This window comes from Clostridium sp. CTA-19 (assembly GCF_054767855.1).
The window spans coordinates 18,698-31,222 of record NZ_BAAABH010000027.1 but is presented as its reverse complement, the minus strand read 5'-3'; the positions used below and the strand labels follow the sequence as shown (position 1 = coordinate 31,222).

General features: G+C 26.0%; 11 protein-coding genes. 1 reads left to right on the top strand and 10 read right to left on the bottom strand.

Annotation, left to right across the window (positions count from 1 at the left end; all coding sequences use genetic code 11):
- Positions 1–27: 27 nt before the first annotated feature.
- The 3 genes from ACYUE0_RS13695 to ACYUE0_RS13685 form a co-directional block, all read right to left on the bottom strand.
- Complete coding sequence (locus ACYUE0_RS13695; RefSeq protein ID WP_460271003.1) at positions 28–1,026, bottom strand: DUF4003 family protein; 999 nt, start codon at positions 1,024–1,026, stop codon at positions 28–30.
- 390 nt (positions 1,027–1,416) lie between these two features.
- On the bottom strand, positions 1,417–1,593 hold the full coding sequence (locus tag ACYUE0_RS13690) for a (2Fe-2S)-binding protein (RefSeq protein WP_061996636.1): 177 nt from the start codon (positions 1,591–1,593) through the stop codon (positions 1,417–1,419).
- 108 nt (positions 1,594–1,701) lie between these two features.
- Positions 1,702–3,048: an FAD-dependent oxidoreductase gene (locus ACYUE0_RS13685; protein ID WP_460271002.1), complete on the bottom strand. Its 1,347-nt coding sequence runs from the start codon at positions 3,046–3,048 to the stop codon at positions 1,702–1,704.
- Positions 3,049–3,223: 175 nt separating this feature from the next.
- Between ACYUE0_RS13685 and ACYUE0_RS13680 the strand changes: the two genes are divergently transcribed.
- The gene (locus tag ACYUE0_RS13680; RefSeq protein WP_460271001.1) at positions 3,224–4,015 is read left to right on the top strand and encodes an SDR family NAD(P)-dependent oxidoreductase; all 792 of its coding nucleotides are present in this window, start codon (positions 3,224–3,226) and stop codon (positions 4,013–4,015) included.
- A gap of 118 nt (positions 4,016–4,133) precedes the next feature.
- Here the strand turns inward: ACYUE0_RS13680 and ACYUE0_RS13675 are convergent, their stop codons facing one another.
- The 7 genes from ACYUE0_RS13675 to ACYUE0_RS13645 all read right to left on the bottom strand — a co-directional run bounded on the left by ACYUE0_RS13675 (position 4,134) and on the right by ACYUE0_RS13645 (position 12,338).
- Positions 4,134–4,814 (bottom strand): pseudouridine synthase, encoded by a 681-nt coding sequence (locus ACYUE0_RS13675; RefSeq protein WP_460271000.1) that lies wholly within the window; start codon positions 4,812–4,814, stop codon positions 4,134–4,136.
- Positions 4,815–4,978: 164 nt separating this feature from the next.
- On the bottom strand, positions 4,979–5,215 hold the full coding sequence (locus ACYUE0_RS13670) for a TIGR04540 family protein (protein ID WP_061996641.1): 237 nt from the start codon (positions 5,213–5,215) through the stop codon (positions 4,979–4,981).
- Between the two features lie 14 nt (positions 5,216–5,229).
- Positions 5,230–5,619 (bottom strand): hypothetical protein, encoded by a 390-nt coding sequence (locus tag ACYUE0_RS13665; RefSeq protein WP_242865307.1) that lies wholly within the window; start codon positions 5,617–5,619, stop codon positions 5,230–5,232.
- 502 nt (positions 5,620–6,121) lie between these two features.
- Positions 6,122–7,882: an ABC transporter ATP-binding protein gene (locus ACYUE0_RS13660; RefSeq protein ID WP_061996642.1), complete on the bottom strand. Its 1,761-nt coding sequence runs from the start codon at positions 7,880–7,882 to the stop codon at positions 6,122–6,124.
- Position 7,883: 1 nt separating this feature from the next.
- On the bottom strand, positions 7,884–9,614 hold the full coding sequence (locus tag ACYUE0_RS13655) for an ABC transporter ATP-binding protein (RefSeq protein ID WP_460270999.1): 1,731 nt from the start codon (positions 9,612–9,614) through the stop codon (positions 7,884–7,886).
- A 517-nt stretch (positions 9,615–10,131) separates the two neighbouring features.
- Complete coding sequence (locus tag ACYUE0_RS13650; RefSeq protein ID WP_460270998.1) at positions 10,132–10,380, bottom strand: hypothetical protein; 249 nt, start codon at positions 10,378–10,380, stop codon at positions 10,132–10,134.
- 437 nt (positions 10,381–10,817) lie between these two features.
- Positions 10,818–12,338, bottom strand: a complete 1,521-nt coding sequence (locus ACYUE0_RS13645; RefSeq protein ID WP_061996645.1) for a YfcC family protein — start codon at positions 12,336–12,338, stop codon at positions 10,818–10,820.
- Between the last annotated feature and the right edge of the window lie 187 nt (positions 12,339–12,525).

The window sequence follows — 12,525 nt, the reverse complement described above, 5'->3', positions numbered from 1 at the left end:
AGATTTAAACTTTGTAATTATTATTTTTTAATTTGATTCTGTTGATACATATATAAGTGATGCTATTGCAGCTATATTTATTATTTGCATTGTTATTAATACATTAGTTATTGTATTTGTGGCTATATTTTCTATCAACCCATTCATAACTTTATTTTTCATGGAATCAGTATACGATGACAATGTAAGTGCTACTGATACCACTGCCCTATTATCTTTTCCAAACACAAAATTTCCAAATCCATTTTTTTTCAGCTCATCATCTACACTTTTAACATCCTTTAAAAACTTATCATTATCATTAACAATAGATGTAACCATTCCAACTAATGGTAATAATTGTCCTTTCAATGGGAAATCATTCTCCTTTAAAAATTCATATAATTTTATAACCTTTGATGCCTTTTCTTCTACATTACCATTAGTAAAACTTAACATGTGTGTAAGTGTTTGAAGTTCATTACCCTTATGAAATCCATTTTCACTTAAATACTTATAATTTTTTTCAATATCATTAAATGTTTCATCTAAATTTTCACAAGTCATTGCTATCATTGCAGCTGCACAATAATCTTCTTTTGATGTTAAAAATTTATGATTTTTTCTCATTAACTCATAGGATATTTTTGTTCTTTCTACGGTTTCATATATTCCATATTTTTTACCATGTTTATAGATGATGTTAGCCGCCATAACTAAATATTCACTACTACTAAAATGTTTCTGCAACTTTTCATATACTCCCTTAATCTCCAAAAAAACTAATTTAGGATTATGTGTTAAAGAAATTGTGGTAGCCAAGCTAAGTAAAACGTTATCATTTTTAAAAACTGAAAAAAAAGATGTATTTTTATTTATTACTTTAATTGCTGCATTTGTACTTTTTGCATCTATAACCCTATTTTCTATAGCAAGAGATAATGCATTACATGCTTTTATTAAGTTATTATTGTGTCTCTTAGTTTTTCCTAATTCTTCATAATTGCTTATCATTTTTAATATTTTATTTTTTAAACATTGCTCCATATTATCCCCCAACATTTCTACTAAATTATATTTAACAATTCAATTATAAATTTATTATATTGTAACATTTTAACTATTTTTGTCAAATTTTCATTTTTTCCCACAACCAAATAAACATAGTTTTCTATTTGTATATCGCTTTCAAACATTTATTACTTTTAAATTATATAGAGAAACAAGCTCCAACTTAAATTTATTCATTAACCTTAAAATATTTTCATACAATATGCAGTGTTAAATTCTAAGTGATTCTGAGCATGTCTCACTATTTTAGGTATCCAAGTTTTGGAATGGATAATTTTTAAAGTCAACTTGGAACCTTATACTTATATATTTAAAATTTAAAGTAAAAAACTATGCTATATCTTATTTTAGATATAGCATAGTTTTTTATTCTTCATATACTTTTATTAAAGTCTCTATTGTTCCTTCACATCTTCCGCCACGACATCCACCAGTTCCAGCACCAGTTTTTTCTTTTACATCTTCAAATGTTTTTGCTCCATTTTTTATAGATTCTATTATTTGTTCTTTTGTGACGCCTCTACAAAGACACACTTTTTCCATAATATTTTCTCCTTTTGTATAATAATATTTAACTTTATCATTGTGCAATATACGTGTTTTAATTATTATACTTTATATTATATATTAATAATCATTATCTGTAAATAATTATTGTTTATATTTTTTCAATGCTTCTAAAGCTGCTATATTTAATAAGCTCCATGGCTTGTTAAAATGCGGTTGAAAGAAGAAATCTGTCATTGCTAGTTCTTCTATTGTCATATTGTTTTGTATTGCAACAGACAATGTATTCATAAATTGTGTTAAATCTACATCAGATATAATTTGACCACCTAAAATCCTTTTTGTATCCTTATCAAAAACTAGTTTTAAAGTAGCTTCCTTAAAAGTTGGCATAAATTCTGGTCTATAATTATCATTTATAATTACAGACCCTATATTTAATGATGTAGTTGCTCTACCAACTTCCTCTGTTAAACCTGTAGATGCTATAGATTTACTATAAATCTTAATTCCTGAAGTACCTTGAGTTCCCATATATTTTAACGTTGGATTTTTTATATTTTTCGCAACTAAAGTTCCCATTCTTACAGCATTAGTAGCCAACGGAATATATCTTGTATCTTTAGCTGGATTATATCTTACTACGCAACAATCTCCCGCTGCAAAAACATTCTCTTCACTTGTTCTCATATACTCATCAATTATTATTGCCCCATTTTTAAGTGTATCTAATTTGCCTTTTATAATATTTGTATTTGGTGCAAATCCTATGCAAAGAATTACTAAATCTGCTTTATAACATCCCTTATCTGTTATTACTTTTGATACTTTTTTATCTGTACCTTCAAAACACTTAACTTTTTCACCTAACACTAAATTTATTCCATGATTTTCAAACTCTGATTCTGCTATATCTGTAAACTCTTTATCTAAATATTTAGACATTATTCTATTCTCAGCATCTATTAATGTTACATTTTTATTTTTCATTTCAAAAGCTTCTGCAAGCTCTACACCAATATATCCTGCTCCGATTATCACTACATTCTTAGCATAATTACATTCTTTCTCAATTACTTTTGCATGATTATAGTTTTTACATAATAATATATTTTCTAAATCCTTACCTTCAAAATTAGGTACTATTGGCCAAGATCCTAATGTAAGAATTAACTTATCATAATTATCCTCAAATATTTCTTTTGTATTCAAGTTTTTAACTTTAACTATTTTCTTTTCCAAGTCTATATCTAAAACCTCATGTTCCATATTAGTTTTAACACCAATAGATTTTAAATTTTCTGGTGAGTTATAAAATAGTTTTTCTGTTTCTGTAACTACTCCCCCTATAGACAATGCTATACCACAAGATAAAAATGATATATTATTATTCTTTTCATAAACAACCACTTCACTGTTTGGATAATCTTCCTTTAAATTAACTATAGCCGCAGTTCCTGCATGAGTACATCCTATAACAATAACCTTCATAAAATCTCTTCCTAAACACCTTTTTAAATAATAATTATTAAATAATAATATTTATTATTTATATTGTATATGATTTTACATTATAAGTAAATAGCTTTTTATATTTTTTTTAATTTTTTTTAATTTTTTTTAATATTAATGTTAATAATACTTTTAAAAAGTTAAGGTGATTTTTATGAAGAAAATTTTAATAACTGGAGCTGGAACTGGAATAGGTAAATCTGCTGCTATAGCATTGTCCCTTCGTGGTCATCTAGTTTATGCTACAACACATACGGATAGTGAGGCTATTATATTAAATAGTATTGGCAAAAAATTTAATTTGCCAATAAAAAGTTTTAAACTTGATATAACAAATCCTATAGATAGAAATATAGTAACCAGTTTAAATTTAGATGTTTTAATAAACAATGCAGCTATTGGAGACTCTGGTTCTATTGCGGAAATTAATATTGAAAATTTAAAAAAAGTTTTTGAAACTAATGTTTTTTCCACTATTGAGCTTACACAATTAGTTCTTAAACAAATGATAAAAAATAATAGTGGTAAAATAATTTTTATTTCATCTCTTTTAGGTAAGACTATATATCCATTTCTATGCCCTTATGCTTCATCTAAATTTGCCCTAGAATGTATAGCCTTATCATTACGTGAAGAGCTTAATGAACTAAATAACAATAATATCCAAGTAACAATTATAGAACCAGGTGCTTATAATACAGGATTTAATCAAAAAAATATTTATAAGCAATTTACTTGGATGAAAAACAAATCATACTTTAAAAATAAAATTAATTACTTAAAAAGAAAACATCTTAATTATTTTAGTACAATAGAAGTAAAATCAACTTCATCTATAGTAGATGAATATATTAAAGCTGTAGAATCAAAAAAAGTTAAACGTAGATATATCGCCCCTAAATCACAAGGAGTATATGTTAAAATTAAGCAAATTATAGGACTTTAGCTGAATTTAAAAATAGGTAACAAAAAAGTTTTAAAAAGGAGGCAGTTGAAAAACATATTGTTTTTTAGCTGTCTCCTAAAAAGAACCTTCTTTTAATATATTCTATTGTCATGTTTTATTAACACTTTTCTAACTCATTAATTTCTGCTTTTGTAAGATGCCTCCACTGTCCTATATCTAGTCCATTTATTTTTATATTAATAATTCTTATACGTTCCAGCCTCTTTACTGTATATCCACAAGTTTTAGCCATACGTCTTATTTGTTTGTTTATACCTTGAGTTAGAACTATATCAAAAGTATCTTCATTAATTTTCTTTACAATACATGGCCTTGTTTTAGCTCCTAAAATTTCAACTCCTTTACCCATATTTTTAAGAAAATCATCATCAAAAGGTCTATCAACAGTTACTATATATTCTTTTTCATGAAAGTTTTTAGATTCTAAAATTTTGTTAGCAAGTTCACCATCATTGGTCATTATAATTAATCCTTGTGATTCTTTATCTAATCTTCCTACTGGAAATATGTATTCTTTATAGTCCATAAATTCAATTATGTTGCTTTTAACATCTTTTGCTGCAGTACATACAATTCCAACAGGCTTATTTAATGCTATATATATTTTTTCTTTTTCTTTTAAAGGTTTTCCATCTAAAAATATTTCATCTTCTAATTCAACCCATTGGCCTTTGCTGCAAAGTTCTCCATTGACAACTATCCTCTTTTCTTCAATAAATCTATTCCCATCCTTTCTGGAACAAATGCCAAAATTACTTAACAACTTATTTATTCTCATGTATTTTTTCCTTTCACTTTACAAGTATTTGTTTTAAATTCAACAAAACCTATCTAATAAATTAATTATACACCATAACTATTTTTTAAAATTAAGTTCAACATTCTAAATAAATATAAAAAAACGTGTATAATACACGCCTTTTATATTTTACTATATTCAATTTATTTTTTATTATCTTTTACTATTTTATTTATAATATCTGCTCTTGATGTTTCTATTACAGTATGTATTTTTGAAGACATTTTATCATCTTTATAAATTCTTTCACCATTATGTTCAACAAGTATCATTACTTTTTCTTCTAAAGTTTCATATTCCATAAGGTCATCTAAATATGAATCTACTAAATCTTTTAAACATGTTGCTAATTCTTTTGGATTTTTATAAACCTTTCTCATATAATACTCCTTATTTATTTACTTAAAAATTCATTTAAATCATATTCTTCGCTTTTAGCAAATTCTAAGAAAACTTCTTCTTCTATTTCTTTAAACTGTCTAGTATTTACTAAAACTAATTCTTGCATAACTAACTTAACGTCTATCTTACCAACAACTTTAACCATATCAACTTTAGTTAAAGCATTTAATATTCCTTCTGCACTCTTTTCTCTTGAAATAATAGCATTATTAGATTTCGGAAGAGATGTTTTGTAATCTAACGTAATACCATCATAAAACTCTCCAAATTCATCATATAACTCTAATGCTATATTATTTGTTTCTAAATATCTTTCCATTGTACAAGTTAAGTTTAATCCTTGCCATGAAATTTTTTTACTAAATATATTTAAAGTTGACATTTATAAAACCTCTTTCCATGGTAATTTATTTTAGCACTTCAATATGCCTTGTAAAATATATAATAAAATTTTATATTAATGCATTCATAATACAAAACTCAACATATATTATCTATATTTTACTCCCTTCAAATTATATTATATTAAGCTTAAATTAAATTATTATATTATATTAGCTTAAAACTGAATATTTTATTTAATTACAATATGAATTTATTGTACATTTAATATTATATATATTTTTTTTGTATAGTAAAGTAAATTTATAAATTTATTTACATCAACCTCTATAATCTATTCTGTCTTTAAAAATAGTTTTTCTTAATCATATATATTTATTCATAAATATATATATTTTTTTGCTAATATAATTTTAATATTTAGATTTTTAATTTATAAGTATTTGATGAAAAATAATCTAAACATACAAGATGTAAAACTAAAAAGTTATCTTAAAATAGAGTATAATCTCTATTTTAAGATAACTCCTTATTAGCCTAAATTATGCTCCTTCGCTTAAAAAACTATATTGAGCACAATATAAATTATAATAGTATCCTTTTGACCTTAATAACTCTTCATGAGTACCTTGTTCAACTATTTCTCCGTGTGATAGAACAAATATTTTATCACAATCTCTTATAGTTGATAGTCTATGAGCTATTACTATAGATGTTCTACCTTCCATAAGCTTCTTTATTCCTTCTTGAACTAATCTTTCTGTTTCCGTGTCAATATTTGCAGTTGCTTCATCTAAAATTAATATTCTAGGATCAGCAATTAATGCTCTTGCAAAAGCTATAAGTTGTCTTTGTCCTAACGATAGTCTAGAACCTCGCTCATTTACTTCTGTATCATAGCCATTTTCTAATTTTTCAATAAAAGAATGAGCATTTACTGCTTTTGCAGCTGCTATAACTTCTTCATCAGTTGCTCCAAGTTTTCCGTATTTAATATTTTCCTTTATCGTTGTAGAAAATAAAAATGAATCCTGAAGCATTATTCCCATTTGACTACGCAAACTTTCTAATTCAACAGTTCTTATATCTATACCATCTATAAAAACTTTACCTAGTGTAGGATCATAAAACCTACTTAAAAGATTTGTTATGGTTGTTTTTCCTGCCCCTGTTTCTCCAACAAGTGCTACTTTTTCTCCTGCTTTTAGTGTGAAATTAGTATTTTTCAGTGCATTAATACCATCATTTTCATAAGAAAATGTTACATTTTCAAATTTTATATTACCTTTTATCTTCGGCAATTTTTTAGTAGCTCCATTTACTATCATATCATTAGTAGTATCTAATATATCAAATATTCTTTCTGCTGCTGAAAGATTTGTTATAAATGCATTATAAAATGATGCTAAATTCATTATAGGCCTCCATAACATTTCTATATACATAATAAACGCCATTAATGTTCCCATAGATAAGCTATCCTTTAAAACTAATCTATATCCAGCAAATAACACTACAGATATTCCAATACCTCTACACAAATCAACTATTGGCCAAAAATAATCCTGAACTTTTACAGCAGTTAAAAATCCATTTCCGTGAGCATTTAAATTTTCCTGAAATTTTTCTTTCGCATATTTTTCTCTACTAAAACCTTGGATAACTCTCATACCTGAAAATGCCTCATGGGTATATCCAAGCAATGTGGATCTTTTTTCCCTATAATTACTCCAAAGTTTATTAGATTTTATTTCAATAAAAAACATTGCCCCTAAAAGTATAGGTAATACTATAACACATATCATAGCTAAAATTGGATTTAATATAAACATCATTATAACTACCAATGATACTGTAAATATGTTAGGTATTAAATTTACAATACTATTATTCAAAAGATTCTGAAGAGCATTAACATCTCCAACAACTCTTGAAAGTATTTTTCCTACTGGTCTATTATCAAAAAATGAAAAGCTCAAAGTTTGAATATGAGTATATAATTCATGTCTTATATCTATTAAAACTTTATTTGTTATTTTACTCATAGATAAAATTCTTATTTTGGAAAGTAACATAGCTAAGATATTTATGGCTACAAGTACTAACCCAATACTAAATAAACCTTTTACATCTTTTATACTAACAAATCTATCTATAGAAACTTTCATTAGATATGGATTTAATGTGTTACAACTCATTACAATAAGTAATAATAATATAACTCCTAAAGTTTTCCATTTGTATGGTTTTATATAATCACCTAACCTTCTCACTGTCTTCCATTTATGAACTTTATTTTCCATATTAACTCACCTCCTGTATTAGTTCAAAATCTTTAAATTGATGACGATAAATATTATAATAATAGCCCTGTTTTTTTAACAAACTTTCATGATTTCCTATTTCTACAATTTCTCCGTCTTTCATAAATATTATAATATCTGCATCTTTAACTCCTGAAATTCTATGAGCTATTATAAATGTTGTTGGCCTATTTTCCATTTTAGAAAGGTTTTTAAGAACATTACGCTCTGTCTCCATATCCAATGCAGATGTTGCATCATCTAAAATTAGTATTGAACTTTTTCTTATTATGCCTCTTGCAATTGCAAGTCTTTGTTTTTGTCCACCGGATAATCCTACTCCTCTTTCTCCTACTTCAGTATTATATCCTTCTGAAAGTTCTGATATAAATTCGTAAGCACAGCTATCTTTTGATGACTTAACAACATCTTCTTCACTATGATTTCCACCAAAATCAATATTATTTTTTATTGTGTCTGAAAAAAGAAATGTATCTTGAAAAACTACTGACATACTTTCCCTTAACTTTTCCAAATCCCACTCTTTTACATTCACACCATCTACTTTAATTTCACCGTCAAAGACATCATAATATCTTCCTATTAAAGATATCAATGAACTTTTTCCACATCCTGTTGCTCCCATTATTGCAACAGTACTTCCTTTTGGAATATTAAGATTTATATTTTTTAGAATTTCTTCATCTTTATATTTAAAATTCACCTTTTCAAATTCAATATTTCCTAAAACATTTTCAGGTTTATATGCATTTTTACTTGATTTTATTTCTGGTTGTCTTTCTAATATTTTAAATATTTTATCAAGAGAAGCCTTATTTTGAGATAACAAATTTACAAGCCACCCAAAATTTCTAACACAAAATGATATATTCAATATATAACTACTAAACGCAAGTATTGTACCAAAAGATATACTTCCATTTATAGTTAATAATCCCCCAAATATTATTATGGTTATAGGAGCTAAATTAGTTAAAAAGTCAACAGTTGGTATAAATTTACTTAGCAATGTAGCTTGAGCAATATTTAAATTATAATACTGTTTATTTACATTTAAAAATTTAGAAATTTCATGTTTTTCTCTCGCAAATGCTTTAACAAGTCTTATTCCTGATATATCCTGTTGAGCCATTGAATTAATTTGTGCTGTTTGATCACTTATCTTAGAATAGATATCACAAAATTTCTTATCAAATATGACCCCTAAAAATCCCACTGGTAGTAACACTAAAAGTGATATACCTGTCAAAAATGGATTTAATTTAAACATTATAACTGTAGATATCATAAAAAGTATTATTCCTTCAATTAAAAGTCTCATCCCAAAACCTAAAGTTTCCCAGACAGTATCTACATCTTCCGCTATTCTGGACATCAATTCACCTGTATTGGTATTATCAAAAAATGAGAATTCAAAACATTGAATTTTATCAAATAAATCCTCTCTCATTTCCTTTGCTACATTAAGAGCAAATTTATCAAAAAGATATTCTTTAATATACCCAATTATAGAACGAGCTAATGTAAGGCATATAAATATGAAAAAGAATTTTCCAATGTACTCCCATTTATTATTTAACATAATATCATCTACAAATATCTTTTGAAGATACGGAAAAGTACTATCAATAGTAAGTGCTATTATCATAGTTGCAATTGGTATTACTAATGCTTTCATGTGTTTTAAGATATAGTTTTTAAATAACTTCATTAAGATTCACCCCTTTTTCACTGTAACATTATAAGTTATTTTACTTTGTAATATAAAAACAAAAAGACTTTCCATTAACCACTCTAAGATTAATAGAAAGTCTTTTTTAGTTAAAAATTACTTAAAATATTTTTATTTTAACGCAACTATGTCAATAATACTTTTATTTTAAAAGTATCTTTAAAAATATTTTACTAATTAAAAACATTAAAACCGAGCTATATTTTCACCTAGAGGTAAGAACAATAATTTATTAAATTTTAAATTAATTAACACATTTATTATATTTAAATTAGTTTTCATGATCTTACCTCCTTTTTTCAAATCTTCATTATTTTATATTACATTTAAATATTACATTGTTTTTTTGAAATGGTCAATACAGTTAAATGAATTTTCTCAATTTTGAAACATTTTTTACAAAAAGTATTTATTTTACAAAAGACACCACAGGTTATACCTGTGGGTCTAAAAAGTTTAATGTTTAAAAGAAAGAATAGGTATATAGATGTATATATTATGTTCTATCGGTATGTTTGTTTATAATTGATTTTATATAAAGTATAAAAACAAATACAATTATTAATAATTGTATTGCATTTATAGCTACTATAAATGTATTGCTTAATAGTTTCTCTAAAAATGCTACTCTACAAAAATCTATAAAGAAAAAGATTACCATAAATAATACTTTTATATTTTTTTTATTGCTATGCCACCAACATAAAAACAAGAAAAATATAAGGCCTTTTATTATAATATTCAAATAAATTCCTCCCAATATAATGGTCTATTATACTAAATTATTATTTTTCTATTTTAAATATTTAATTAATTTATATTTTTTATTTATAATTATTAACTAATATAGGGATGTAATCTATAACTTAAATTTATACATAAAATTTTTGTTATCAGTTGACAAAATAAGTACAAATATAGTTAGTTAAGAATTAAAAATTATTGATGAAAATGAGTATCAGTTTCTTAAAGTTAAAAATACGTTTAGAATTAATAGGAGCAAAGTGAGTAGTAATAACCTCAACTATTAACTCTTAACTAAAATAATCTGTTAGTTATTGAAAAAGTATATAAAAATAAAACAGGAACAATTCCTGTTTTATTTTTATATCGCCTTTATAGTTACATCTATAAATCCTTCTGTAAAATCTGAAACAACATTTTTAAATTCATTTTAATATTTTATAATGGAACATATGCTTCTAAAATTAATAATACAATAGCCAATCCAGCTATCAATCCCATTAGTGGCAATACAAACTTTAACCATTTATTATAAGTTACATCTACCATTTCTAATGTAGCTAATATAAGCCCTGTCGGTGTTATAAATGCCATAAGTCCTTGACCATAAGCATAAGTACTAACTATAACATCTCTTGATAATCCAACAGTATCTGCAAGTGGTGCCATTATTGGCATAGCTAAAGTTGCAAGTCCAGACGCTGATGGTATAAAGAATCCTAATACACAGAATATAATCATCATAACTATTATGAATAACACTGAATTCATTCCATTTACTAAGTTAGATGAATAAAATAATATACTATCACTTATTAAGCCATTGTCCATTATCATGTTAACGCCTCTAGCAACACCTATAATAAGAGCAACACCTATTAAATCTGCCGCTCCAGCTACAAATTTGTCTACAAAGGTTTTTTCTCCCATTCCAGATACTACACCTATTAGTATTCCTATAAATAGGAATAGGGCTGTCATTTCTTCAAACCACCAACCTTTGGTTGCTACTCCCCAAATCATAATAATAAATCCTAATAGCAATAAAATTAACATTAATTTTCTTCTAAAATTAAAATTAGGTATATTTTCAGGATTATATCCACTTAAGAACTTTTCTTCTATATGCTTTTTATCTTCATATACAACCGATAATTTAGCATTCTTTTGAACCTTTTTAGCATAATAAATTATATATATAATACATACTATCATAGAAAGTACTAGTCCTATAATTCTCCAAGTAAGTCCTTCTGTGAAATTTATTCCTGCAGCATTTGAACCTATAACAACACAAAACGGATTTACTGTTGAGAACATCGTTCCCAATGATGAGCCTAAATATATTGCTGCTATACATACAATTGCATCATATCCTGCAACCAAGAAAATTGGCATTAGTATAGGATAAAAGGCTATGGTTTCTTCTGCAAGACCAAAAGTTGTCCCACCTAAAGATACCGCAGCAGAAACTATTATTATAAGTAATACTTCTCTCCCCTTTGTAGCCTTTGAAAGACTAGCTATACCTGCATCAAAGGCTCCAGAATGATTTATTACTCCAATAATACCACCTAAGATAAATACAAACATTATTATACCTATAGTGTCATAAACTCCCGCTATCGGAGCAGAAATTATATCATATAATCCCTGTGGATTGCTTTCAACCACTTCATAAGTATCAGGTATTGCTATAGGTTTACTTATACTTCCATCCTTAAATTTTTGTATATCTACTTTAATATTAAGTTTATCTAAAGACTCCTGAGTTGCCTCTAAATTTTCTATTTCTCCCTTTGGCTTAGTTACTACTAATGCTTCACTCTCACTATCATACTTAAGCTTTGCATAATTTCCAGCTGGAACTATGTATGTAAGTATTGCGGCTAAAATAAGCACTATAAATAAAACCGTAAAAGCCGTCGGGAAAGACTTTTTCTTCTTTTCTTTTGACATTTCAATCCCCCAATTCTTGTAATCTTTTACATATCCTATTATAGTACTACACCGTTATTTTTTTCAATAGTTTTTATATTTAGAAAACTAATTTTATACCTACATTTTTTCCTTATTTAAAGTTGTTTAAAAATATTTTTCAAAAAACTATAAAATATCCATTTAAATCCTTTTTATTGTTTTTTTT